Below are 24,046 nucleotides of genomic sequence, written 5' to 3' on the forward strand. Positions count from 1 at the left end.
TCAGGGTGCTCGGCCTTGGTTCGGTAGTCCTGGGTGAATGGCCGCTGTCGCTGCCGTCGTGGGACTACAGCGTATAGCCGAATTGCTGTTTGAACTGGTCGTTGAAATCGTTGAAGTCGAAGCGCTGGTTCTGTGTGCCTGGGTGTTCCACTTTCAACGCGCCCATCAGATTGCCGATGCGCCCGATGGTCAGCCAGTCGCAGCCGCGTTGCAGGCCGAAGATCATTCCTGCGCGGAAGGCGTCGCCGCAACCGGTCGGGTCGACCACGCGGCGTTCGTGTGCCGGTGGGATGTCGTAGGTTTTCTCTGGGGTGCGCACCAACGCACCCTGCGGGCCTTGCGTGGTGATGTAAGCATGCACGCGCGAGACGATGTCACGTTCGTTCCAGCCGGTGCGCTCCTGCAGGAGATTGGACTCGTAGTCGTTGACCACGACGTAGTCGGACTGTTCGATGAAGGTGCGCAGTTCCGCACCGTTGAACAGCGGCATGGCCTGGCCTGGGTCGAAGATGAAGGGGATGCCGCTAGCGGCGAACTCCTCGGCATTTTGGATCATGCCTTCGCGCCCATCGGGACCGACCAGGCCCAGGGTCACCCCTGGCACGTCTTTGACGTGGTTTTCGTAGCTGCGCATCATCGCGCCTGGGTGGAATGCAGTGATCTGATTGTTGTCGTGGTCGGTGGTGATGAAGGCTTGCGGGGTGAACAGCCCGTCGATCACTTTGACCCGAGACAAGTCGATGCCCAGCGACTGGAAATGCTCCCGATAGGGACCGAAATCCTCGCCTACCGTGCCCATCGGGATTGGGTGGCCGCCGAGCAGATGCAGGTTGTAGGCGATATTGCCGGCGCAGCCGCCGAACTCGCGTCGCATCCGGGGGACCAGAAACGACACATTCAGGATGTGTACCTTGTCCGGCAAAATGTGGTTCTTGAACTGGTCCGGAAACACCATGATGGTGTCGAAAGCAAGAGAACCACAGATCAATACGGACATCGGGTAGGCCTTGGCGAAGGGGGTGAACCCGTATTCAGACGGGCGAGGCGCGGCATCGCCCCGGCGCAAAGGGTAACGGCTGCGGCTTGGCAGGGCCACCATCGCGAGGGGGTGTTCCTTGCAGGGCCTGCTAGGTATGCGGTTTGCCGCAGAATTTCCTTGCCCGGTCCGTGGGGGGTTGCTAGGCTAGCGGACTTCAGTTTTCTGCCCATTTTTTCGCCATTCGGCGACGGCGCGGGCCCCAGGACACAATTTCCAGATGTTCAAAAAACTCCGTGGCATGTTCTCCAACGACCTGTCCATCGACTTGGGCACGGCGAACACCCTTATCTACGTGCGTGGCCAGGGCATCGTGCTGAACGAGCCATCGGTGGTGTCGGTGCGCCAGGATCGCGCGATCGGCGGGACCCGCTCTGTGGCGGCAGTCGGTGCCGAGGCCAAGCAGATGCTGGGCCGCACGCCGGGGCACATCACCACCATTCGCCCGATGAAAGATGGCGTTATCGCCGATTTCACCTATACCGAGGCGATGCTCAAGCATTTCATCAAGAAAGTGCACAAGTCGCGCTTTTTGCGTCCCAGCCCGCGCGTGCTGGTGTGTGTGCCTGCCGGTTCGACTCAGGTCGAGCGTCGTGCGATCAAGGAGTCGGCCGAGGAGGCCGGTGCCCGTGATGTGTATCTGATCGAGGAGCCGATGGCGGCGGCGATCGGTGCCGGTATGCCGGTCACCGAAGCGCGCGGTTCGATGGTCATCGATATCGGCGGCGGTACCACCGAAGTGGCGGTTATCTCGCTGAATGGGATCGTCTACTCGCAGTCGGTGCGCATTGGTGGGGACCGTTTCGACGAGTCGATCACCAACTACGTGCGCCGCAACCACGGCATGCTGATCGGCGAAGCCACTGCCGAACGCATCAAGCTGGAGATCGGCTGCGCCTACCCGCAGTCGGTGGTGCAGGAGATGGAGATCTCCGGCCGCAACCTCGCCGAGGGCGTGCCGAAGATGATCAAGATCAACTCCAACGAGGTGCTCGAGGCCTTGCACGAGCCGCTGTCGGGTATCGTTTCTGCGGTCAAGCTGGCGCTGGAACAGACCCCGCCGGAATTGTGTGCCGACGTCGCCGAACGCGGCATCGTGCTGACGGGCGGTGGCGCGCTGCTGCGTGATATGGATCGCCTGATTTCCGAAGAAACCGGATTGCACGTGCAGGTCGCCGACGATCCGCTCACCTGCGTCGCGCGTGGTGGTGGCCGGGCGCTGGAGCTGGTGGACATGCACGGCAACGAGTTCTTCGCCCCGGAGTGATGGCCGAGGCTGGAAATGGGCGATCGGCGAGGATGGCATGGCGTGGGTGTCCTGGGTGCTCGCCCAGAGATGCCGCCGACTGTCCCGTGTCTGTGCGCACCTGATCCTGGCCGGGCCATGTGCCCGCGTTGCGCTGACTTGGTGTGTTGTTCCGATTTTCTTTTTTTCGACTTCCGGCTCTGATCCGTGCCTCCTTACGCCGGTCCTCCAGTCACTGCCCGTTCTGGCGAATCTCCGAGTACACCGCGTCTGTTGGCGTACTTGGCGATGGCGCTGGTGCTGATTGTGCTCGGCACGCGTGTCGATTGGCTGGCGCGTTTGCGGGGGCAGGCGACGGTGCTGGTACAGCCGATCTGGGCATTGGCCGGCCTGCCCGGGCGGTTGGGCACGCAGGTGCAGGAAAATGCCGCCAGTCATGCCCAGTTAGTCAGGGAGAATACTGCGCTGCGTAACCAGTTGTTGATCGCCAAGGCGCGTCTGACCCGTCTGCAGACCGCAGCGTTGGACAACGCGCAATTGCGCGAGCTGCTCGGGGTGGCTGAACACCGCGGCCTGGACGTGCAACTGGCACCGATTCTGGACATCGACCTGGATCCGACCCGTCAACGCCTAGTGCTCGACGCTGGCAGCCGCGATGGCGTGCGCCTCGGTCAGTCGGTGATCGATGCTGGTGGTCTGATGGGGCAGGTGATCGCGGTGACCCCGTTGCATTCCACCGTGTTGTTATTGACCGATCCGGACCATGCGGTGCCGGTGACGGTGGCGCGCAACGGTGTGCGCCTGATCGTCTACGGCCGCGGTAATAGCTTGGAGCTGCGTGACATTCCGCTCAGTGCTGGGGTCGAAGTGGGCGATGAGATCGTCACTTCCGGCCTGGGTGGGCGCTTTCCGGCGGGTTTCCCGGTGGGCACCATCTCCGCGTTGCGTCCCGACGACACCCATGCCTTCTTGGTCGGTGAGTTGAAGCCTGCGGCGAAGCTTGATCGTGGGCGGGATGTGTTGTTGCTCAAGCCCGGACTCGTTGACAAGCCGAGGCTGGGAGCTGCGTTGATGCCGGCTGGGCAGCAGGACGCGGGGCGCGTCGCGGTGCCAGCGACGCATGCCTCTGAGTCTCAATCCGCCGCTGCGGCGAATCCCCCGATTGAGGCCCAGGCCCATGTCTCGGCGAGCAATGCTCCGCGAGCAGATTCCTCTCGTGCTCCGGCGCTGTCTCCGTCCTCCACGGGCAATCTGCAGTCCGCAGGCTCAAGCAACGTTCCGCATCCCGTGGTCCCCGTTCGCACTCAACCTCCAACTCCCGCGGCAGTGCCAGTCCCTGCACAGCAGGAGTCGCAGCCATGAGCCGTCTACGCACCAGAGGCTGGGTTCTGCCGGTCAGCGTGATTGTGGCCTTGCTGCTGGGCCTGATGCCGCTGCCGCTGGCGTTACAGCCGCTACGGCCATACTGGTTGGCGTTGGCGCTGGCGTATTGGGTGATCGAGACACCGGACAAGATCGGCCTGGGTTTCGCGTTTGTGGTTGGTGTACTTGCCGATCTACTTTATGGTGGAGTGCTGGGCGAACAGGCCTTGCGGCTGGTGATCCTGAGTTTCATCCTGCAGCGGTTCCGCGCGCGTATCCGTTTCTTTCCGATGTCGCAGCAGGCACTGGTGATCGGCGGGTTGCTGCTCAACGATCGTATCGTCGCTGCGGCGGTGCATTTGTCGGTCGGCGAGCCGATCCTGCCTTGGAACTATTGGTGGGCGCCGCTGTTGGGCATGCTGCTATGGCCGCCGTTGTTCGTGTTGCTGGATAGGCTGCGGCTGGGCCGTCGGGGCAAGTAGCATGGCTCTGAACACGCGCCACGCGCAAAAGAATCCACATGCCGAGGCCGAGCAGTTCCGGCGCCGTGCGGCTCTGGGTTTCCTGGGTGTGTTGCTGGCATTACTGGGCTTGGGTGGTTGGTACTTCAAGCTGCAGGTGCTTGACCACGATGTCTACGCCACGCGTTCGGACTCCAACCGGATCAAGCCGCGGCCGGTGGTGCCCGGGCGCGGCATGATCTACGACCGCAACGGCCGCCTGTTGGCGGAGAATCTCCCCGCGTTCAGGCTCGACGTGACCCCGGACAAGGTGACGGACATGGACGCGCTGTTGGCCGCCTTGAGCAAGGTCATCGCACTGTCGCCCGAGGACATCGAGCACTTCAAGGCCGCGCGCAAGGTGAGCCGCAGCTTTCTTCCGATCACATTGAAACTGCGTGTCAGCGAAGAGGAGCGCGCGCGTTTCGCGGTGGATCGCTGGCGCTTCCCGGGCGTGGAGCTGGAGCCGTATCTGACGCGCCACTATCCCTATGGCGACCTGTTTGCGCACATCATCGGCTATGTCGGTCGTATCGATGAGAAGGATCTGGAGACGCTGGGCGAGGGCAATGCGGCGCTGACCCATATCGGTAAATCGGGGTTGGAGCGGTATTACGAGGAGCAACTGCGCGGCAAGATCGGTTACGAGCAGGTCGAGACCAACGTGCAGGGGCGTGCGATTCGTACCGTCGGCCGGGTGCCGGCGCAGTCCGGTGCCGATCTGCGGCTTTCCATCGACGCCGATCTGCAGCGCGCCATGGTGGCCGCGTTCGGCGACTATCAGGGGTCGGCGATCGCCCTCGATCCGCGCACGGGTGAAATCCTGGCGATGGTCAGCCTGCCGGCTTACGACCCGAATCTATTCGTCAACGGCATTTCCCACGCGGATTTCCAGGCGCTCAACAGCGATCCGTCGCGGCCGCAATTCAACCGGCTGGTGTTGGGGGGCGTGGCCCCGGGTTCGACGATCAAACCGTTCATGGGTCTGGCGGGCCTGGATAGCGGTACCCGCCGCCCGGAGGACAAGATATTGTCCACCGGCATGTTCTATCTGCCAGGGGTCAGCCGTGGCTGGGGCGACTCGCATCGGGGTGGGCACGGTTGGACCGACCTGCGCAAGTCGATCGCCCAATCGGTGAATACCTACTACTACAAGCTGGCCGTCGACATGGGCATTACCAAGGTCGACCAGTACATGACCCGCTATGGTTTCGGCAGTCCGACCGGCATCGACCTGATCGGCGAGACCGGCGGCATCGTGCCGTCGCCGGCCTACAAGGCGAAGAGTCGCAAGGAAGCGTGGTACCCGGGTGATACGGTCAACATCGCCATCGGCCAGGGTGACTGGAAGGTAACGCCGCTGCAATTGGCGCGCGGGGTGGCAGGGATCGCCGACGGTCGGTTGCGCGCGCCGCATCTGGTGATGGCGACGCGCGAGGTGTTCGATCAGCCATGGAAGCCGATACCGATCGGGCCAGGCAAGCCGATCAGCGACAATCCTGGCAACCTGCAGGCGGTGCGCGAAGGCATGATGGACACCATGCGTCCAGGTGGTAGTGGTTATTCCATCAGCGTCGGTGCGCCCTACCAGATGGCGGGCAAGACCGGCACTGCGCAGGTGGTCAGCCGCAAGGGGATGGCTGCGGTGGACCCGCGCAACCTGCCGATGCACCTGCGTCACCGTTCGCTGTTCGAGGGCTTTGCCCCGGCAGACCATCCGACCATCGCCCTGGCCATCGCGGTGGAGGGCGGCGGTTACGGCGCCAGCACCGCTGCGCCGATTGCGCGCAAGATCTTCGATGCTTGGCTACTCGGGCGCTTGCCTGCCGGTATCGAGCCGTTGGATAGTCTGCGCGGTGCCACCGCATTCGGCAGCCGGCTCTACTATGCCGAAGACCCGCGTTCGCGTGCCGCCGCCGATGCGGTTGCGTTGGCGGTGGGTGAGCGCCCGGTGCTGATCGGTCAGACCGAGGTGGATGCCGCGGCGGTGCCGTTGCCGTCGGCGCCGCCACCGATTCCCGACGAGATCCCGGACGAACGATGAAGGATTTTCTGCGCTGGCTTGTCGAGATCGGTGGCCGTTTCACTCGCACCCTGGACTGGGTGCTGTGTCTGGCCCTGGCGGCGCTGATGGTGATGGGGCTGGCCGTGCTCAAGAGCGCTGGCGGCAACCATCTGGTGATGGCGCAGGGGGCGCGTTTTGCAATCGGAACGGCGGCGATGTGGGCTCTGTCGCGGGTCTCGACGTTGCGTTTACGCGCATGGACGCCGCTGATCTATACGTTTTCGATGCTGCCGCTGCTGGCGGTGTTCGTGCTGGGCACTGGCAAGTACGGTCGGCAGTGGCTGAATTTGAAGCTGTTCTATCTGCAGCCGGCCGAACTGTTGAAAATCAGCATGCCGATGATGGTGGCCTGGTACCTGCACCGCATGCCGTTACCGCCGCGGATTCCCACTGTACTGGTCAGTGCGATCATCATCGGCATCCCGGCCGCGCTCATCATGCTGCAGCCGGATTTCGGTACGGGCGTGTTGATCGCCGCCAGTGGCGGTTTCGTACTGTTGCTGGCGGGGCTGCCGTGGTGGTGGGTGGGCATCGCCGTCAGCGGCGTTGCCGCAGTGGCACCGGTTGCCTGGTACTGGCTGTTACGGCCTTACCAGAAAGACCGCATCATGATGTTCCTCAATCCGGAGAGCGATGCACTCGGTGCCGGCTGGAACATCATCCAGTCCAAGATCGCGATCGGTTCCGGCGGTCTGCACGGCAAAGGCTGGGGCTTGGGCTCGCAGTCGCATCTGAACTTCATTCCGGAGCAGACCACCGATTTCGCCTTCTCCGTGCTCAGCGAGGAATTCGGCTGGATCGGCGTCGCCACCGTGCTGACCTTGTACATGGTGGTGATCGGGCGTTGTTTGTGGATCGCTGCGCAGGCCCGCGATACTTTCTCGCGCCTGCTGGCCGGTGCCACCGGGCTGGCGTTCTTCGTCTATGTCCTGGTCAACGGCGGCATGATTTCCGGGGTGTTGCCGGTGGTCGGCGTGCCAATGCCATTGATGAGCTACGGCGGTACCTCGGCGGTGTCGCTGTTGGCCGGGCTAGGGTTGGTCATGGCGGTGAAATCCTACCGCCCAGTGCATGGCTACTGAACGCCGTTCAGTGTGTTCTGCGTATCAGTTTTCATCATCGACGTGTTTATGTACTGCTGAACGATTGCAGCTCATTTCTGCTTCGGTCACGCTATGTGTCGGTGCGATGTGGTGATGCCGCCTCCCGCTGATTTGCGCATTAGCTTAGAAAGGTTGTGTTGTCAGGCGGCGCGGCGCGGATTGGCTTTGTACTCCACGCATCCGTGGCATGACGTTGACGTAGCGCATCTGCCGATTTGAGTTTCGGGGAAGGCCAACTGCGCGGATCTCGTGATTTCTCTCGCTTACCCCCAACTCGCTCTGTTGCACCGGTATGGCTATCTGTTGATGAAATTGCTAAGAATCTTGTTGTTGACGTGCATCGTGTTGGTGCTGGGTGGCTATGCACTGTTCCGCTATTATTTTCCAGCGGGCACACAGCACAGTAAGGGTTACGGCCGCACGACACTGGTGTATCCGCCGGCAGTGCCGCAAGGATTGGTGATCCTGCTTGCCAACGGCAGTACCGAGCAACGCCATGACGCGGCGACGCGCATCGCCGCCACTGGCGCGTTGGTCGCGTTGGTCGATGGCGAGCGTTATCTCAAGCACTTGAGGCGTGCTGGACATGGTTGCGATAAAGCCTGGCGCGATGCGGAGCACCTGAGCCGGCACCTGCAGCGTCAATTACACGGCGACAGTTATTTTTTGCCAATGTTGGCCGGGACTGGAAGCATGGCGACGCTGGCCGAGCGTATCGTCGGTGCCGCGCCCGGCGCGACCCTGGGTGGTGCCGTGGGCGTGGCGCCGATGCCTACCGAGGTGTGTGCCGGTCGCGGCGGTGCCATCCCGGCGCAGAGTTTCGTCGATACCGTGGCCGCGCCGACCACCGGCACTCCGGAGGCGGCCCTGGCCACGCGTGTGGCCGCGCACTTGCATGCCTCTGGGCGTGGCGGTGCGCTGGATGATCTGCCGCTGATCGAATTGTCTGCTCCAAAGGCGGGTGCGCCGCTGGCCATCGTGTTGTCCGGTGATGGCGGCTGGCGCGATATCGACAAGGGGATTGCCGAGGCCCTTCAAGATCGCGGCATCGCCGTGGTCGGCTGGGATAGCCTGCGCTATTTTTGGCGGGTCAAGTCGCCCGCGCGGGCTAGCGCCGACCTTGGCCGGGTCATCGCCGATTATCAGCAGCGGTGGCGTCCGCAGAAGATTTTGTTGGTCGGTTATTCCTTCGGCGCGGCGACGTTGCCCTTCATGTACAACCGTCTGCCACCGTCGCAGCAGTCCAAGGTCGGGTTGTTGGCATTGCTGGGTCTTGCGCACAAGGCCGATTTTCAGATTCGCGTGCGCGGCTGGCTGCAGTTGGGCGAAACCGACGACGCGCTAGCGGTGTTGCCTGAAGTGGCACGCATCGCTCCGTCGCAGTTGCTGTGCGTCTACGGCGACAAGGAAAAGCGGACATTGTGTCCGTCCCTGCGCGCGCGTGGTGCGCAGGTCGTGGAGTTGCATGGTGGCCACCATTTCGATGAGAGTCCTGCGGGCTTGGCCAGCATTGTCGAGAACCGCTGGTGGCAACTGTCCGTTGATGAGGAGGTTGCCTCGGTCGAACTCGATGCGTCGGTGTCGCCGTCTTTGGCGAGATCCGTTGCGCCATTGCATGTGCCAGTCGTAGCCACGGAGTGATGTGATGGTCACACCTGCAGGCACTGTGCCTGATCAGGATGGCGCTGCTGGCCGCACGCCCGGCATGCGCGGCCGCAGGCGATAGGCGCACGGTTGTCGAGCCATCCTCCCGAGACCTGCGGGCAGCCGCTGTTGGCCACACTGCAGCCGGAGCAGCGCGTCTTTGCCGATGTGTTGGATGGGCATCAGCCGGATACCAAGCATATCCAGGCCGCATTGGATCGTTGCGCGTCCTTTGGACACTGATGTGGCACGGCCTGCGCATCAAGACGGGTCCGGCCAAGGGCTACCCGGTGCGCGACGTCACTTATCGCAATACCTGTCTGTTCGGTGTCGCCAAACCGTTGGTGATCAATCCGCTGTGCGGCGGTGGCGACCGTAGTGCGACGGTGCCGACCTTCAGCAAGATCGTGGTCAACGGACGCAATGCGCAAGGCGCGCCGAAGGGCAAGGGCAGTGCGGTGCAGGGCTACACGCGGTGACGCCGCTGGACTTGGTGCTGACCAGCGGCGCGGCCGACGTCACCGCGCTCAAGGCCAACAATGCGCGGATCGGTGTGGGCCACTCCAATCTGCAACTGACCACCGACAGCAACGCCATCACGGATGCGACCTCGGTGGCCGGGTGGTGCCGGTCTGCGCGTCCGCGCCGGTGTTCCTAGCGTTGTAACCGCGTTCACGCGCATTTGCGCCGCGCGCGTCGCGCGTAGTGCCTTGCTCCAGGATCGCGCCCGAGCGTCACCGGCATGAATGCTGCGGACGCACTTGACCTGGGGTAAAGTTCTTTTGTTTCATAGCATTATTGGCAAAAATTCATCTTGAGTCTGGTAGTCTTCCGCGATGATTCGAAGCTCGCTGATGTGCCTGCTGACGCTCGGCTTGGTCGCATGCGCGACCCAGCCCAAGTCGTCACCGTCCCCGCCACAGGCCAGCGCGCCGCAGGCCCTGCGTCCGGCACCGCCCTCTGAGGCCGCACCCGAAGTGGTGCAGGCGCCGCCAGTGGACCTGACCCCGGTGCCATTCGAGACTGCCCGCGCGAACTTCGTGCGCGATACCGCAGCCAAGTACGGCCTGAATCCTGCGCAGATCGAGGCGACTCTGGCGCAGGCGCAGTTCAAGGATGCGATCGTGGCGGCGATGTCGCGCCCGGCCGAGCGGGTCAAGCCGTGGAGCGAGTACCGGCCGATGTTCATCACCCAGGCGCGGATCGATGGCGGTCGTGCCTTCCTGGCCGACCATCGCGACGCACTGCTGCGTGTCCAGGCGCGTACCGGCGTGCCGGCCGAGATCATCGTTGCGATCATTGGCGTGGAGACCAGCTACGGTAAGAACGTCGGCAAGTACCGCGTGCTGGATGCTTTGTACACATTAGCCTTCCGCTATCCGCGCAGCGGCGACCCGGCCAATCTCGAACGCGAGGTACGCCGCGAACTGTATTTCCGCGATGAACTCGGCCAATTGTTCGCGCTGGCCCACGAGGAACACCTTGATATCACCACGCTGATCGGTAGCTACGCAGGTGCCATGGGTTTTGGTCAGTTCATGCCCTCCAGCTACCGCCAGTACGCGGTCGATGGCGATGGCGATGGCCAGCGCAATTTGTTCACCAGCTACAGCGACGCGTTCGCCTCCATTGCCAACTACTTCGTCAAGAAAGGTGGCTGGGTGCGCGGTGGGCTGGTCGCCGTGCCGGCCACGCTGCGCGCTGGCGCCGAGGAATTCAATCCGAGCGATTGGAAACCGATATACACCATGGCCGACTTGGCCGCGCGTGGCTACACGCCGAATGCGCCAGTCCCCGCCGGTACCACCGCTACCCCGATCACACTCGACGGTAGTACCGGCAAGCAGTACTGGTTGGGCTTCCAGAATTATTACGCGATCACCCGCTACAACGCCTCCAAAATGTATGCGATGGCGGTTTACCAACTGTCCCAGGCCATCGCCGGGAAGGAATTACCGCCGGCATGAATCCGCACGCGCTGCTCCGCATCGCCCCTGTCGTCGCTTTCCTGGCGTTGGCCGCTTGCAGTAGCGCCCCGAAGAAGACCGTAGGCAGCAAGGCTCCCGGGATCAAAGTCGAAGGTCGCGGGCCGGTGCATATCGCCACTGGCTGTCCCGTGACCTCGCCCTACGCGCCGGCCAAGGAAGACCTATCCAAACGCGGCAACTATACCGCTGGCGGACTGTACGCGCCCGGTGTACGCGATAGCACGCCCGATGAGGTGCCCAACGTCGCCTGTATTCCCGAGCCGCTGGTCACCGACGAGCCACGCTCGGTGATCGGCAACCGCTCCCCCTACATGGTGCTGGGCCGCGCGTACACCGTCATCGACGATCCGCACAGTTATGTCGAACGCGGCACCGCCTCGTATTACGGCAACAAATTCCATGGCCGGTTGACCTCGAATCGGGAGGTCTACGACATGTATGCCTTCACCGCCGCGCACAAGACCCTGCCATTGCCCAGCTTCGCTCTGGTCACCAATATCGACAACGGTGCATCGGTGGTGGTGCGGATCAACGACCGCGGCCCCTTCCACGATGACCGTCTCATCGATCTGAGCTATGCGGCGGCGGTCAAGCTCGGTATCACCGGCAAGGGCACTGGTCGGGTGGAGGTACGTGGACTGACTCCGGCCGACAACGGCGACCTGCTTGCCAGACGTCACAGTGATCGGCCGGCCGCCACCGTGTTGGCTAGCGCCCGCCCTGCCGAGGCCGCTGCGGTGCGACGTGCGGCGGACATGGACAATCTAGTCAAGACCCTGCCGTCCAGGTCGAGCGTGGTTGCGGCCCCGCCTGCCGCGGCGGCCACCGCTGCGGCAGGCGCCGCGTTGCCAGAGGGCGAACGTTGGCGTTACCGGGTCAAGGCCGACGCCAACATCCCCGCCAATGCCGATCATTTCGATGAGTGGATGAAGTCGCACGGCGTGCATGTCGCCACCGGTAAGTCGACCACGCTCCAACAATCCAGCGTGGCTGTCGCCGCTCCGGACCCGGCACGTAGGGCTCCAGCCGTGACCACTGCCAGTGCGCCCGCAGTTGTGGCCGCAGTGTCCAGCACCAGGACCGGCGCCGCCATCGCAACGCCTGCCGTGGCCGCGCCGGTCCATGCCCCCGAGTCGCATCCGTCTGCCGAAACGACATCCTCGCGCGTGCCGCTCGGCATCCTGCTGCAGGTCGCCAGCTTCGCCAGCCGGGAGAATGCCAATCGCGCGCTGTCGCAGTTGGTGTCTGCGGGCATCGTCGGTGGCAGCATCAGCGACATCGTTTCCGGCGGGCGGACATTGTGGCGTCTGCGGGTCGCGGCCGGGGATCACAGCAGTGCTGCCGAGCTGGCCGCGCGTATCGCCGGACTCGGCTTCGAGCGGCCCCAGATCGTGAAAGACTGAGGTGCCGCGCTGTGACATCGGGCGCGGCATCTTGGTGGCTGTTGCCATTGCCAATGGCTTAACGCCGCCTCGTGTCCGTGCCGCCACGGCGGCTGCCAAGGCGGTGCCTCGTCCTACAATGCACCGTTAACTATCGGCCTTCAGGCCTGCCAGGAGTCGTTCTAGATGAAATTCCGCTTCGCCGTCGCCGCCCTGGCGACCTTCGCCGTTGGCATGGTTTCCGCGCAGACCCCAGGCCCGGTGCCCGCGCCGCCGGCCGCCGCCATTGCGCCTGCCACTGTGGCGATCCCGCCCGCGCCCAAACCTGCCGTGTCCAAAGCCTGGGTATTGATGGACTACGCCACCGGCCAGGTCCTGGCCGGCGAAAACGAACACCTGCGCGTGGCCCCGGCCAGCATCACCAAGGTGATGACCTCCTATGTGGTGGCAGCCGAATTGAAGCAGGGCAAGATCAAGCGCGACGATCAGGTCATGCTCAGCGAGCGCGCCTGGCGCGAGGGCGGCGCCGGTACCGACGGCAGCTACAGCGGCTTCCCGGTCAACCAGACCGCGCGCCTGGAAGACATGGAAAAGGGCATGGCGGTGCAGTCCGGTAACGACGCGGCGATCGCGTTGGCCGAACATACCGCTGGCAGCGAAGAGGCGTTCGCCAATCTGATGAACAACTATGCCGCGAAGATCGGCATGACCGGTTCGCACTTCGTCAATGCGCACGGCTTATCGGCCGAGGGCCACTACACCACCGCCTACGATCTGGCCTTGCTGGGGCGTGCAATGGTGCGCGATTACCCGGAAACCTACGCCTACAACAAGATCAAGGAATTCCGTGTCGGCGACATCACCCAGCCCAACCGCAACCTGCTGTTGTGGCGCGACCCCAGCGTGGACGGTATCAAGACCGGTCACACCTCCGAAGCCGGCTATTGCCTGCTCAGCTCTGCCCAGCGTGGCGACCAGCGTCTGGTCGCGGTGGTGATGGGCGACAGCTCCGAGAAGCAACGTGCCGATGACAGTCTGGCGTTGTTGAACTGGGGTTTCCGTTTCTTCGAAACGCACCGTCTATACGAACCGGGCAAGCAGGTTGCGCAGCAGCGGGTGTGGAAGGGGACCGAAAAACAGGTGCTGTTGGGTGTGGCGCAGCCGCTGTTGGTCAGTGTGCCGCGTGGCCGCTACAGCGAGTTGAAACCGTCGATCGATGTGCCCAAGACCCTGACGGCGCCGATCAAGCAAGGTCAGGCGATCGGTACGGTCAGGGTGACGTTGGACGGCAAGGTGATCGTACAGGCGCCACTGGTGGCGCTGAAAGCGGTCGACGAGGCGGGTTTCTTCAAGCGTCTGTGGGACAGCTTCTGGATGTGGTGGGAATCGGCCTGAATGGGAAAAAGCCGGCGGTGACGCCGGCTTTTTCGTGATGGCCTGGGTGCCAAATAGGCGTCTGATTTGAGCGTTCGCGTGGCGCAAGCCGCTTTTGCAACGGAAATCGTTGCCGTTTCCAATCCGCACGCGCAGTGCCATGCCCGTGTTGACATGCGTCTTCACAGGGCGAAAGTGCCTTGGTGCGGCTCTGATGGTCGATTGAATCTCATCCTGACCCTGGTCATTGCGCGGCGTGGCCTTGGGTTTGCCAGCGCCCGGCCCGATAATGCGCAGATGGACACCGTTTCCGATCAAACTCATGGCTTCCAGTTTCCTGGCGTCTTCGAATTAAGCGCGATGGGAGCCGCCAGCGCTGGCTTGGAATCGGAGCTGCCGCGCCTGCTGGCCACTGCCGGTGTGGAGGTGCTGGACGAACGCATCAGTTGGCAGTATTCCTCCAATGGCAAGTACGTCTCGGTGCGGATCGCGTTCCGCGCCATGGATCGTGCCCAATACGACGCGGCACACGCGGTGCTGCGCGGGCATCCGGAAGTGAAGTGGACGCTGTAACCGCCCACGCGCCCGCGCTGCTGCCATGTGCGGTGCGCGACCTCGGTCGTCAGCCCTACGAACCGGTGTGGCGGGCGATGCAGCGCTTCACCGATGCCCGCGACGCGTCCAGCAGCGATGAATTATGGGTGGTCGAACACGAGCCGGTGTTCACGCTCGGCCAGGCCGGCAAGCCCGAACACGTGCTGGCGCCGGGCGATATCCCGGTGTTGCACGTGGATCGCGGTGGCCAGGTCACCTATCACGGCCCCGGCCAGTTGGTGGTGTACCCGCTGCTCGACCTGCGCCGCCTGGGGCTTGGCGTGCGCGAGTATGTGTGCCGGATCGAGCAGGCCATCATCGATACGCTGGACACATGGAACATTCTGGGCGAACGCCGCGACGGTGCTCCGGGCGTCTACGTCGGTGACGCCAAGGTCGCCGCGCTCGGCATCCGCGTGCGCCGCGGCTGCAGCTTCCACGGCCTGTCGTTCAATGTGGCGATGGACCTGGAGCCGTTCCGCCGGATCAATCCCTGTGGCTATCAAGGCCTGCAGGTGACTGCGGTGTTAGACTTGGGCGGTCCTTCTGGCATGCAGGCGGTCACCCCGGTTCTGCTAGCTCACTTGGCTCGCCAATTCGGACTGATGCTGCAACCGCTCGACGCCTTGCCCGACCTCACGCTCACGCACGCGCCCTGATCGCCGACCACGCCATGACCCAGCCCAGCGCACGCAGCATTCCCTTGCAGGTTCTCTCCGGCGATAGCGCATCTGCGCCGTTGCAGGCCGGAGTCAAGCAATTGGGCGAAGACAAGATCGCCCGTTCGCCAGTGCAATTCGCCGATGCGCCGGTGTTGCGCAAGCCGTCGTGGATTCGCGTGCGCCTGCCTTCCGGCAATGCGGTGCAGACGCTCAAGGCCAAGCTGCGCGAGAACCGTCTGGTCACCGTCTGCGAAGAAGCCAGTTGTCCGAACATCCACGAATGCTTCAGTCACGGCACTGCCACGTTCATGATCCTGGGCGAGGTGTGCACGCGCCGATGCTCGTTCTGCGACGTCGCCCACGGCCGACCCAAGCCGCCGGATGCCGGCGAGCCGGCGAGTCTGGCGCAGACCGTGGCCGATATGGGGTTGAAGTACGTGGTGGTGACCAGCGTGGATCGCGACGACCTGCGTGATGGTGGTGCCCAGCACTTTGCCGACTGCATTGGCGCGATCCGCGTCGCAGCGCCGGCCACTCGTATCGAAATCCTTACCCCGGAAATCGTTGCCGTTTCCAATCCGCACGCGCAGTGCCATGCCCGTGTTGACATGCGTCTTCACAGGGCGAAAGTGCCTTGGTGCGGCTCTGATGGTCGATTGAATCTCATCCTGACCCTGGTCATTGCGCGGCGTGGCCTTGGGTTTGCCAGCGCCCGGCCCGATAATGCGCAGATGGACACCGTTTCCGATCAAACTCATGGCTTCCAGTTTCCTGGCGTCTTCGAATTAAGCGCGATGGGAGCCGCCAGCGCTGGCTTGGAATCGGAGCTGCCGCGCCTGCTGGCCACTGCCGGTGTGGAGGTGCTGGACGAACGCATCAGTTGGCAGTATTCCTCCAATGGCAAGTACGTCTCGGTGCGGATCGCGTTCCGCGCCATGGATCGTGCCCAATACGACGCGGCACACGCGGTGCTGCGCGGGCATCCGGAAGTGAAGTGGACGCTGTAACCGCCCACGCGCCCGCGCTGCTGCCATGTGCGGTGCGCGACCTCGGTCGTCAGCCCTACGAACCGGTGTGGCGGGCGATGCAGCGCTTCACCGATGCCCGCGACGCGTCCAGCAGCGATGAATTATGGGTGGTCGAACACGAGCCGGTGTTCACGCTCGGCCAGGCCGGCAAGCCCGAACACGTGCTGGCGCCGGGCGATATCCCGGTGTTGCACGTGGATCGCGGTGGCCAGGTCACCTATCACGGCCCCGGCCAGTTGGTGGTGTACCCGCTGCTCGACCTGCGCCGCCTGGGGCTTGGCGTGCGCGAGTATGTGTGCCGGATCGAGCAGGCCATCATCGATACGCTGGACACATGGAACATTCTGGGCGAACGCCGCGACGGTGCTCCGGGCGTCTACGTCGGTGACGCCAAGGTCGCCGCGCTCGGCATCCGCGTGCGCCGCGGCTGCAGCTTCCACGGCCTGTCGTTCAATGTGGCGATGGACCTGGAGCCGTTCCGCCGGATCAATCCCTGTGGCTATCAAGGCCTGCAGGTGACTGCGGTGTTAGACTTGGGCGGTCCTTCTGGCATGCAGGCGGTCACCCCGGTTCTGCTAGCTCACTTGGCTCGCCAATTCGGACTGATGCTGCAACCGCTCGACGCCTTGCCCGACCTCACGCTCACGCACGCGCCCTGATCGCCGACCACGCCATGACCCAGCCCAGCGCACGCAGCATTCCCTTGCAGGTTCTCTCCGGCGATAGCGCATCTGCGCCGTTGCAGGCCGGAGTCAAGCAATTGGGCGAAGACAAGATCGCCCGTTCGCCAGTGCAATTCGCCGATGCGCCGGTGTTGCGCAAGCCGTCGTGGATTCGCGTGCGCCTGCCTTCCGGCAATGCGGTGCAGACGCTCAAGGCCAAGCTGCGCGAGAACCGTCTGGTCACCGTCTGCGAAGAAGCCAGTTGTCCGAACATCCACGAATGCTTCAGTCACGGCACTGCCACGTTCATGATCCTGGGCGAGGTGTGCACGCGCCGATGCTCGTTCTGCGACGTCGCCCACGGCCGACCCAAGCCGCCGGATGCCGGCGAGCCGGCGAGTCTGGCGCAGACCGTGGCCGATATGGGGTTGAAGTACGTGGTGGTGACCAGCGTGGATCGCGACGACCTGCGTGATGGTGGTGCCCAGCACTTTGCCGACTGCATTGGCGCGATCCGCGTCGCAGCGCCGGCCACTCGTATCGAAATCCTTACCCCGGATTTTCGTGGCAAAGGCCGGATGGAACGTGCGCTGGAGATCCTGGCGACGCATCCGCCGGATGTGTTCAACCACAACATCGAGACGGTGCCGGAGCTGTATCCGAATGTGCGCCCCGGTGCCGATTACCAGTGGTCGCTGACCTTGTTGCAGAAGTTCAAAGCGCAACACCCGGCCATCGCCACCAAATCCGGCATCATGCTCGGCCTGGGCGAAACCCTGGAGCAGGTCCAGGCCACGCTGCGCGACTTGCGCGCGCACGACGTGGACATGGTCACCATCGGCCAGTATCTGCAACCGACCGCCCATCACCATCCGGTCATGCGTTACTGGACGCCGGAGGAGTACAAGGCGTTGGAGGACTACGGCAACGCGCTGGGTTTCAGTCACGTGGCGTCTGGTCCGATGGTGCGCTCCTCTTACCATGCCGATCGTCAGGCTGCCGGTGCCGGCGTCGCCGCTTGAGCACGGCGACCTGCTTTCTCTCTTGGCGTGTCGGTGAAGCGGCGCGCGTTGTCGCCGTGTCCTTTTGTTTCCCGTTCCGACATCCGCATCCGCACGTCTCGCACCGGTGCCGTTCACATTTCTGCGCGCACAGGCGGCTAGTCTGGTTCAGGAATAGGTGACACGGCCTGCAACTTGCTCCACTGTCGTGTTGTCTGACGCGATGTGCTGCCCCTCCTGACGGCCTGGTGCCGAGAGTCCCTAGATGAAATTCAAAGCTCCCGCCTTCCTGCTGGCGTTTGCGCTGACCGCACCGCTGGCGTTGTTCGCCCGTACCGAGGCACCGGCCTTGCCGGCCGCCGCCACTGCCGCCCAGTCCACCACGTCCAAGTTGGTCTATGGTTTGCTGTCCGATAGTCGCTATGCCTATCGACCACGCGCGCTCGACGAGGCGACGTCGAAGGAAGTCTTCAAGAAATACCTGGAGTCCCTGGACGGCAGCAAGCAGTTCTTCACCCAGGCCGACGTCGATAAGTTCGCCGGGTTCCAGGACAACCTAGGTACCAGCATCGCTTCCGGCGAGCTCGAACCGGCGTTCGATATCTTCGCCGTCTACCGGCAGCGCGTGGACCAGCGCATTGCCTACGCGCGCAAGTTGCTCAAACAGGATTTCAATTTCGACGGCAACGAGAAATTCGATTACGACCGCAAGAACGCGCCGTGGGCCAAGGACGATCAAGAACTGGATGCGCTGTGGCGCAAATCGGTGATGAACGACTGGTTGCGGCTCAAACTTGCCGGCAAGAAGTCCGAGGACATCCGCAAGACCCTGGACAAGCGCTACGCGAACCTCGCCGATTCGGTCAAGGAACTGAAAAGCGAGGACGTGTTCCAGCTCTTCATGAACGCTTATACCAACACCGTCGATCCGCACACCGACTACTTCACTCCGCGTACCGCCGAGAATTTCAATCAGCAGATGTCGTTGTCGCTGGAAGGCATCGGCGCGCAGTTGCAGAAGCAGGACGACCTGGTGGTGATCCGCGAGGTCATCCCGGGTGGTCCGGTGGCGCTGGATGGCACGCTCAAGCCGGGTGATCGCATCGTCGGCGTTGGTCAAGGCAAGACTGGCCCGATCGAGGACGTGATCGGTTGGCGCATCGATGATGTCGTGGCCAAGATCCGTGGCAACAAAGACACGCAGGTGCGCCTGGAATACATTCCGGCCGAGGCCGGGGTGGACGGCAAGCATCGTCAGGTCGTGCTGACTCGGCGGAAGGTGCGTTTGGCCGAGCAAGCCGCCAAGGGCGAGACCATGACCCTGCCGGCGAAGGATGGCGAGCCGGCGCGGCGTATCGGTGTCATCAAGCTGCCGGCGTTCTACCAGGACTTCGAAGGCCGCCGTCGCAATGCCAAGGACTACGCTTCGGCGACCCGCGATGTGGCCAAGCTGTTGGCCGGCTTCAAGGCCGACAAGCTCGATGGGGTGGTGCTGGATTTACGCAATAACGGCGGCGGTTCGCTGGATGAGGCGATCGAACTGACCGGCTTGTTCATCGAGCAAGGCCCGGTGGTGCAGGTGCGCGAATCCGGTGGCCGCGTCACCGTCAACAGCGATCAGAATCCTGCCGTGGCCTGGGATGGTCCGCTGGCGGTCCTCATCAACCGCGGTTCGGCTTCGGCATCGGAGATCTTCGCTGGTGCCATCCAGGATTATGGGCGTGGCCTGGTGATTGGCGAGACCAGCTTCGGCAAGGGCACGGTGCAGAATATTGTCGATCTGGATCGCTGGCCAGCCAACCAGACCGACCGCTTCGGTCAGGTCAAATTGACCATCGCCCAGTTCTTCCGTATCAGTGGCAGCAGTACTCAGCATAAGGGCGTGGTGCCGGATATCGCCTTCCCGGCCAGCGTCGATGCCACCGAGTTCGGCGAGAGCACCTACGACAACGCCTTGCCGTGGAGTCGCATCGCTGCGGTGCCGCACACGCAGTACGGCAATTTCGCTGCGTTGTTGCCGAAGCTGGAGGCGTTGCACACCAGTCGCATCGCCAATGAAAAGGAATTCCAGTGGTGGGAAGAGGACGTGCGCCAGTTCCGTGCCGAGGCCGCCAAAAAGTACGTCGTGCTCAACGAAGCCGAGCGCCGCGCCGAACGCGAGAAGCAGGACGTGCAGCGCAAGCAGCGCCAGCAGATCCGCAAGCAGCTCGGTCTGCCGCTGGATCCTCTGGCCGACGATAGCAGCGACGACGGCTTGACCGGCAACGAGCGCGACATCGTCAAGGACGCCGCGCGCGAGAAGCTGGTCGACAAGCGTCCAGATCCGTTGCTGCGCGAATCGGCATCGATCCTGGCCGATGCGGTGAACCTGCTGGAAAAGGATCATCCGTTGTCGGCGCAGGTGCTGCCGCAATCCACCGGCCCGGGACGCTGGGCCGACTGACGCGAGGCTTCATCGCCACGTCGGCACAAACGCGCCATTGCTCAGCGGTGGCGCGTTTTTTGTCTTTGTGTGCTGGCGCGGATGGATGCGCTTGCAATCCGATGCGATGCGCGCTGGCGCGCCAGTGACCTGGATCAGGGCGTCCAGGCGAACTCGGCGATGACAGGAAAATGATCCGACGGCCAATGTCCCTGCGGTCGCGCATCCAGCGTGGCGTAGTGGGTGGCATGCAGTCCGCGGGTGAAAATCCAGTCGATGCGGCGATCCGGGTGTCCGCTGAAATCATGGAACGTGGCTTCCGGCCCCAGCGGCTGCGCTACCTGCGTCCGTGCGTCGGTCAGCGCTTGGGTCAGGGTGCGGTAGGTCGGCGAATCCTGCACCGTGTTGAAATCACCGGTCAGCACGACGGGCACGTTCGCCGGCAAGGCCCGCAGGCGCGACACGATCAGGGCCGCTCCCTTGGTACGCGCCGACTCGTCTTCCTCGCGGTAGGGCAGGTGAGTATCGAATAGATAAAAACGGCGGCCATCGGCGATGCGCTCGAACAGTCCCCAGTTCACCATGCGTGGCAGTGGATGCCCCCAACTGATGCTGCCTGCGATTTCCGGTGTGTCTGACAGCCAGAAGTCGCCGGATGCGAGCAGTTTCAGCCGATGGCGGTCGTAGAACACACCCATGCGTTCGCCGTCTTCGTGACCGTCGCGGCTGCGGCCGAACCAGCGATAGTTCGGTAATTGTGCGGCCAGATAGTCGGCTTGGCGCTTGACCAGCTCCTGGGTGCCGACCACATCCGGATGCTGCGCACGGATCAGTGCGGCCATCGCGCTGCGGCGGACTTCCCAGCGCTTGTCGCCCTCGCTATCGATCGGCACGCGGACATTGAAGCTCATGACCTCGAGCGGCATCGGCGTGGACGTTGTGGCTGGCCGATGTGCCTGCGCCGGAGCGATGGCCGCAATCAGTAACAGCAACAACCTGCACGAATGCGCGAATCGTCGGGGCATTGACATGAAGGATCTCGACAGGGAAAGGCGAGCGCGAGGGTGGCATGGCGATGATGACGGTCGTCACCGCGTGGTGCTGTAAATCGATCCGCCGAAAGTTGGTAACACCCAGGTCCGTTGTCCGTTGCTGCCCAGTGCAGACTTGGCGATATGAGGTTTGACGCTCCAGTGCATTGGCGTAGCATGCACGTCAGCCAAAGGACAGACCTGCGGCACGCTACTTCACCCGTGAGGGATGCTCATGGACTACGACTACCTCGTTTTTATCGGGCGCTTCGAGCCCTTCCACAACGGTCATGCGGCCGTCGCCCGCCACGCATTGGCGCGCTCGCGCAAGCTTATTTTCCTGATCGGCTCGGCCGAGACGCCCCGCACCATTCGTAATCCCTGGACCGTGGCCGAGCGTAGCGTGATGATCCAGGCTGCGCTCGAGGGTGTCGGCGGTGAGCGCTTGATCCTGCGTGCGCTGCGCGATCACCTCTATAACGAAAGCCAATGGATCGTCGCAGTGCAGTCGGCGGTGGCCGATGCGGTGGGCCACGATGGCGGTGGCACCGATGCGCGGATTGGTTTGATTGGCATGGACAAGGATGCCAGCAGCGATTACCTGCGCGAGTTCCCGCAGTGGCCGCTGGTCGATGTGCAGCACACCGAGACCTTGTCGGCGACTGAGCTGCGCCGTTATTTGTTCCAAGCCGGCAGCATCGATTTCCACGGTGCCTTGTTGATGCTACGCGGTAATGTGCCAGCGCCGGTGTTCGAAATGCTTGAGGCGTTCCGTAAGAACTCGCCGTCCTACGCGGAATTGCTTGCCGAGTATCAGTTTATCGAACAATACCGTGCCGCTTGGAAAGAGGCGCCGTATCCGCCCACCTTCGTCACAGCCGACGCAGTGGTGGTGCATTCCGGGCATGTGCTGCTGGTGCGTCGTCGTGCCGCGCCGGGTAAGGGGCTGTGGGCGTTGCCCGGCGGTTTCGTCGGCCAGCACGAGAGTATTCTCGATGCCTGTCTGCGCGAACTACGCGAAGAAACCCGGCTCAAGATTCCGGTCCCGGTCTTGAAGGGGTCGCTGAAAAATCGCCACGTCTTCGACCATCCCGAGCGTAGCCTGCGTGGACGCACCATCACCCACGCTTTCCACTTCGAGTTCGTATTAGGCGAACTGCCCGAGGTGCGTGGCGGCGACGATGCCGACAAGGCGCGTTGGGTGCCGGTCAGCGAGGTGCTCGGCATGGGGCAGAAACTGTTCGAAGATCACCTGCACCTGCTCGAATTCTTTGTGGGCCGCGGCTGACGCGGTTTTTCTGGTCGGCGGACAGACTGCCGGCCTTCTTGGACGCGAAGGAGCTTCCGTCATGCAATGCCTGAATAACCTGCTGCTCAACACCGATAGTTACAAGGCCAGCCACTGGTTGCAGTATCCCCCTGGAACCGACGCGACATTCTTCTACGTGGAATCGCGCGGTGGTGTCTACGATCGCACCGTGTTTTTCGGTCTGCAGTCGATTCTCAAAGAGGCGCTGGGCCGCGCCATCACCCATGCCGATATCGACGAGGCGCGTGATCTGTTCGCCGTGCACGGCGAGCCGTTCAACGAGGCCGGCTGGCGCGATATCGTCGACCGTCTCGGCGGCCACTTGCCGATCCGGATTCGCGCCGTGCCCGAGGGCAGTGTGGTGCCCACGCACAACGCGTTGATGACCATCGAGTCCACCGATGCGCGGGCCTACTGGTTGCCCTCGTACCTGGAAACCCTGCTGTTGCGCATCTGGTATCCGGTCACCGTGGCAACGGTGAGTTGGCACGCCAAGCAGACGATCCGTCAATTCCTGGAGCGCACCAGCGACGATCCGGATGGGCAATTGCTATTCAAATTGCACGATTTCGGCGCGCGCGGCGTGTCCAGCCTGGAGTCGGCGGCGATCGGCGGTGCCGCGCATTTGGTCAATTTCCTCGGTACCGATACCGTCTCTGGGCTGTTGCTGGCCCGCGCGCATTATCACGAGCCAATGGCCGGTTATTCGATTCCCGCCGCCGAACACAGCACGATTACCAGTTGGGGGCGCGCGCACGAGGTCGATGCCTACCGCAATATGCTCGCCCAGTTCGGCAAGCCGGGTGCGGTGGTCGCGGTGGTGTCGGACAGCTACGACATTTTCCATGCCATCCGTGCGTATTGGGGCGGGGCCTTGCGCGAGCAGGTGATCGCCTGCGGGGCGACAGTGGTGATCCGTCCCGACTCCGGCGATCCTGTCGCGGTGGTGCACCAATGTCTGGAGTTGCTCGACGAAGCCTTCGGTCATCGCGTCAACGGCAAGGGCTATAAAGTGCTCAACCATGTGCGGGTGATTCAGGGCGATGGCGTCAACCCGGTCAGCATCCGTGCCATTCTGGAGCGCATCACCAGTGCCGGCTACGCCACCGACAATCTCGCCTTCGGCATGGGCGGCGCATTGCTGCAACGGCTGGACCGCGATACCCAGAAGTTCGCGCTCAAGTGCTCGGCCGCACGCGTGAACGGCACCTGGATCGATGTCTACAAAGATCCGGTCACCGACAAGGGCAAGCTCAGCAAGCGTGGCCGCGTGCGTCTGCTGCGTCAGCTCGAACACGGTGGATATCGGACCGAATCGGTCCCGGCCACGGCGGCCTCGGCGCAGGCTGTTGTGGGCCGGGAGGGCGACGAAGACGCAATGGTGACCGTGTGGGAGAACGGACACTTGCTGCAGGACTGGACCTTCGCGCAGGTGCGCGAACGCGCCAACGCGGCGCGTCTGTAGCAGCTGTGGGCAGCGTGGCGCCCGCGCAGTGGCCGCCATGGCGCCCGCCCTTCTCGCACAGGCAGGGCGGGCCGACCCGCTCGAGACGGGCATCGCCGCAGTGCGGTGCTCGCCAGCGGCGCTTGCCGCCGGGTTCGCTAACCGCGGGATGAGCGACGACGACGAGATCACT

General features: G+C 63.4%; 21 protein-coding genes and 1 pseudogene. 20 read left to right on the top strand and 2 right to left on the bottom strand.

What is annotated here, in order from left to right:
* Positions 1 to 64 precede the first annotated feature (64 nt).
* Positions 65 to 997: a carbohydrate kinase family protein gene (locus XANALMUS060_RS01295; protein WP_045728245.1), complete on the bottom strand. Its 933-nt coding sequence runs from the start codon at positions 995 to 997 to the stop codon at positions 65 to 67.
* Between the two features lie 259 nt (positions 998 to 1,256).
* Here XANALMUS060_RS01295 and XANALMUS060_RS01300 point away from each other — a divergent pair, with 259 nt between their 5' ends.
* The 18 genes and pseudogenes from XANALMUS060_RS01300 (at position 1,257) to XANALMUS060_RS01380 (ending at position 20,090) form a co-directional block, all read left to right on the top strand.
* Positions 1,257 to 2,303, top strand: a complete 1,047-nt coding sequence (locus XANALMUS060_RS01300; RefSeq protein WP_045728244.1) for a rod shape-determining protein — start codon at positions 1,257 to 1,259, stop codon at positions 2,301 to 2,303.
* A gap of 186 nt (positions 2,304 to 2,489) precedes the next feature.
* Entirely contained in the window at positions 2,490 to 3,644 is a 1,155-nt protein-coding gene (mreC, locus tag XANALMUS060_RS01305; RefSeq protein WP_045737068.1) for a rod shape-determining protein MreC, read from the top strand.
* A complete protein-coding gene (mreD, locus tag XANALMUS060_RS01310) occupies positions 3,641 to 4,126 on the top strand; it encodes a rod shape-determining protein MreD (RefSeq protein WP_045736816.1) in 486 nt (161 codons plus the stop codon). Before mreC ends, mreD begins: the two co-directional genes overlap by 4 nt.
* A 1-nt stretch (position 4,127) precedes the next feature.
* Positions 4,128 to 6,188, top strand: coding sequence for a penicillin-binding protein 2 (gene mrdA, locus XANALMUS060_RS01315; RefSeq protein WP_045736817.1), 2,061 nt, complete (start codon positions 4,128 to 4,130; stop codon positions 6,186 to 6,188).
* Complete coding sequence (gene rodA / locus XANALMUS060_RS01320) at positions 6,185 to 7,291, top strand: rod shape-determining protein RodA (RefSeq protein ID WP_045736818.1); 1,107 nt, start codon at positions 6,185 to 6,187, stop codon at positions 7,289 to 7,291. The genes mrdA and rodA overlap by 4 nt, the downstream gene beginning before the upstream one ends.
* Before the next feature lie 327 nt (positions 7,292 to 7,618).
* Positions 7,619 to 8,953 carry an AcvB/VirJ family lysyl-phosphatidylglycerol hydrolase gene (locus XANALMUS060_RS01325; RefSeq protein WP_082064840.1) on the top strand — a complete coding sequence of 445 codons (1,335 nt, stop codon included), beginning with the start codon at positions 7,619 to 7,621 and terminating at the stop codon, positions 8,951 to 8,953.
* Between the two features lie 224 nt (positions 8,954 to 9,177).
* Positions 9,178 to 9,435 carry a hypothetical protein gene (locus tag XANALMUS060_RS21085; protein ID WP_235430295.1) on the top strand — a complete coding sequence of 86 codons (258 nt, stop codon included), beginning with the start codon at positions 9,178 to 9,180 and terminating at the stop codon, positions 9,433 to 9,435.
* On the top strand, positions 9,432 to 9,614 hold the full coding sequence (locus XANALMUS060_RS21090) for a hypothetical protein (RefSeq protein WP_045736820.1): 183 nt from the start codon (positions 9,432 to 9,434) through the stop codon (positions 9,612 to 9,614). The genes XANALMUS060_RS21085 and XANALMUS060_RS21090 overlap by 4 nt, the downstream gene beginning before the upstream one ends.
* 178 nt (positions 9,615 to 9,792) lie before the next feature.
* The gene (gene mltB / locus XANALMUS060_RS01340) at positions 9,793 to 10,923 is read left to right on the top strand and encodes a lytic murein transglycosylase B (RefSeq protein ID WP_045736821.1); all 1,131 of its coding nucleotides are present in this window, start codon (positions 9,793 to 9,795) and stop codon (positions 10,921 to 10,923) included.
* Positions 10,920 to 12,347, top strand: a complete 1,428-nt coding sequence (locus XANALMUS060_RS01345; RefSeq protein ID WP_045736822.1) for a septal ring lytic transglycosylase RlpA family protein — start codon at positions 10,920 to 10,922, stop codon at positions 12,345 to 12,347. Before mltB ends, XANALMUS060_RS01345 begins: the two co-directional genes overlap by 4 nt.
* Before the next feature lie 165 nt (positions 12,348 to 12,512).
* Entirely contained in the window at positions 12,513 to 13,721 is a 1,209-nt protein-coding gene (locus XANALMUS060_RS01350; protein ID WP_045736823.1) for a D-alanyl-D-alanine carboxypeptidase family protein, read from the top strand.
* 276 nt (positions 13,722 to 13,997) lie between these two features.
* Positions 13,998 to 14,273, top strand: a complete 276-nt coding sequence (locus XANALMUS060_RS01355) for a DUF493 family protein (protein ID WP_045737070.1) — start codon at positions 13,998 to 14,000, stop codon at positions 14,271 to 14,273.
* Positions 14,261 to 14,953, top strand: coding sequence for a lipoyl(octanoyl) transferase LipB (gene lipB, locus XANALMUS060_RS01360; RefSeq protein ID WP_045736824.1), 693 nt, complete (start codon positions 14,261 to 14,263; stop codon positions 14,951 to 14,953). The genes XANALMUS060_RS01355 and lipB (XANALMUS060_RS01360) overlap by 13 nt, the downstream gene beginning before the upstream one ends.
* 14 nt (positions 14,954 to 14,967) lie before the next feature.
* A pseudogene (locus XANALMUS060_RS21095) lies at positions 14,968 to 15,513 on the top strand (lipoyl synthase); the annotation flags it as partial.
* Between the two features lie 174 nt (positions 15,514 to 15,687).
* Positions 15,688 to 15,963 carry a DUF493 family protein gene (locus XANALMUS060_RS21100; protein WP_045737070.1) on the top strand — a complete coding sequence of 92 codons (276 nt, stop codon included), beginning with the start codon at positions 15,688 to 15,690 and terminating at the stop codon, positions 15,961 to 15,963.
* Entirely contained in the window at positions 15,951 to 16,643 is a 693-nt protein-coding gene (gene lipB / locus XANALMUS060_RS01370) for a lipoyl(octanoyl) transferase LipB (protein ID WP_045736824.1), read from the top strand. The genes XANALMUS060_RS21100 and lipB (XANALMUS060_RS01370) overlap by 13 nt, the downstream gene beginning before the upstream one ends.
* Positions 16,644 to 16,657: 14 nt before the next feature.
* Positions 16,658 to 17,668 carry a lipoyl synthase gene (lipA, locus tag XANALMUS060_RS01375; protein WP_045736825.1) on the top strand — a complete coding sequence of 337 codons (1,011 nt, stop codon included), beginning with the start codon at positions 16,658 to 16,660 and terminating at the stop codon, positions 17,666 to 17,668.
* 244 nt (positions 17,669 to 17,912) lie between these two features.
* Positions 17,913 to 20,090, top strand: a complete 2,178-nt coding sequence (locus XANALMUS060_RS01380) for a carboxy terminal-processing peptidase (RefSeq protein ID WP_045736826.1) — start codon at positions 17,913 to 17,915, stop codon at positions 20,088 to 20,090.
* 134 nt (positions 20,091 to 20,224) lie between these two features.
* Here XANALMUS060_RS01380 and XANALMUS060_RS01385 read toward each other — a convergent pair whose 3' ends face one another.
* Positions 20,225 to 21,100, bottom strand: coding sequence for an endonuclease/exonuclease/phosphatase family protein (locus XANALMUS060_RS01385; RefSeq protein WP_152640356.1), 876 nt, complete (start codon positions 21,098 to 21,100; stop codon positions 20,225 to 20,227).
* Between the two features lie 229 nt (positions 21,101 to 21,329).
* Here XANALMUS060_RS01385 and XANALMUS060_RS01390 point away from each other — a divergent pair, with 229 nt between their 5' ends.
* A complete protein-coding gene (locus XANALMUS060_RS01390; RefSeq protein WP_045736828.1) occupies positions 21,330 to 22,388 on the top strand; it encodes a bifunctional nicotinamide-nucleotide adenylyltransferase/Nudix hydroxylase in 1,059 nt (352 codons plus the stop codon).
* A gap of 61 nt (positions 22,389 to 22,449) precedes the next feature.
* Positions 22,450 to 23,874 carry a nicotinate phosphoribosyltransferase gene (locus XANALMUS060_RS01395; RefSeq protein WP_045736829.1) on the top strand — a complete coding sequence of 475 codons (1,425 nt, stop codon included), beginning with the start codon at positions 22,450 to 22,452 and terminating at the stop codon, positions 23,872 to 23,874.
* The last annotated feature ends 172 nt before the right edge of the window (positions 23,875 to 24,046 follow it).

The sequence above is a fragment of the Xanthomonas sp. MUS 060 genome (assembly GCF_000963215.1).
Lineage (GTDB): Bacteria > Pseudomonadota > Gammaproteobacteria > Xanthomonadales > Xanthomonadaceae > Xanthomonas_A.

Coding starts and splice junctions, on each gene's coding strand:
- XANALMUS060_RS01295 (WP_045728245.1), bottom strand. CDS start 997: ATGTCCGTATTGATCTGTGGTTCTCTTGCTTTCGACACCATCATGGTG.
- XANALMUS060_RS01300 (WP_045728244.1), top strand. CDS start 1,257: ATGTTCAAAAAACTCCGTGGCATGTTCTCCAACGACCTGTCCATCGAC.
- mreD (WP_045736816.1), top strand. CDS start 3,641: ATGAGCCGTCTACGCACCAGAGGCTGGGTTCTGCCGGTCAGCGTGATT.
- mrdA (WP_045736817.1), top strand. CDS start 4,128: ATGGCTCTGAACACGCGCCACGCGCAAAAGAATCCACATGCCGAGGCC.
- rodA (WP_045736818.1), top strand. CDS start 6,185: ATGAAGGATTTTCTGCGCTGGCTTGTCGAGATCGGTGGCCGTTTCACT.
- XANALMUS060_RS01325 (WP_082064840.1), top strand. CDS start 7,619: ATGAAATTGCTAAGAATCTTGTTGTTGACGTGCATCGTGTTGGTGCTG.
- mltB (WP_045736821.1), top strand. CDS start 9,793: ATGATTCGAAGCTCGCTGATGTGCCTGCTGACGCTCGGCTTGGTCGCA.
- XANALMUS060_RS01345 (WP_045736822.1), top strand. CDS start 10,920: ATGAATCCGCACGCGCTGCTCCGCATCGCCCCTGTCGTCGCTTTCCTG.
- XANALMUS060_RS01350 (WP_045736823.1), top strand. CDS start 12,513: ATGAAATTCCGCTTCGCCGTCGCCGCCCTGGCGACCTTCGCCGTTGGC.
- XANALMUS060_RS01355 (WP_045737070.1), top strand. CDS start 13,998: ATGGACACCGTTTCCGATCAAACTCATGGCTTCCAGTTTCCTGGCGTC.
- XANALMUS060_RS21100 (WP_045737070.1), top strand. CDS start 15,688: ATGGACACCGTTTCCGATCAAACTCATGGCTTCCAGTTTCCTGGCGTC.
- lipA (WP_045736825.1), top strand. CDS start 16,658: ATGACCCAGCCCAGCGCACGCAGCATTCCCTTGCAGGTTCTCTCCGGC.
- XANALMUS060_RS01380 (WP_045736826.1), top strand. CDS start 17,913: ATGAAATTCAAAGCTCCCGCCTTCCTGCTGGCGTTTGCGCTGACCGCA.
- XANALMUS060_RS01385 (WP_152640356.1), bottom strand. CDS start 21,100: ATGTCAATGCCCCGACGATTCGCGCATTCGTGCAGGTTGTTGCTGTTA.
- XANALMUS060_RS01390 (WP_045736828.1), top strand. CDS start 21,330: ATGCTCATGGACTACGACTACCTCGTTTTTATCGGGCGCTTCGAGCCC.
- XANALMUS060_RS01395 (WP_045736829.1), top strand. CDS start 22,450: ATGCAATGCCTGAATAACCTGCTGCTCAACACCGATAGTTACAAGGCC.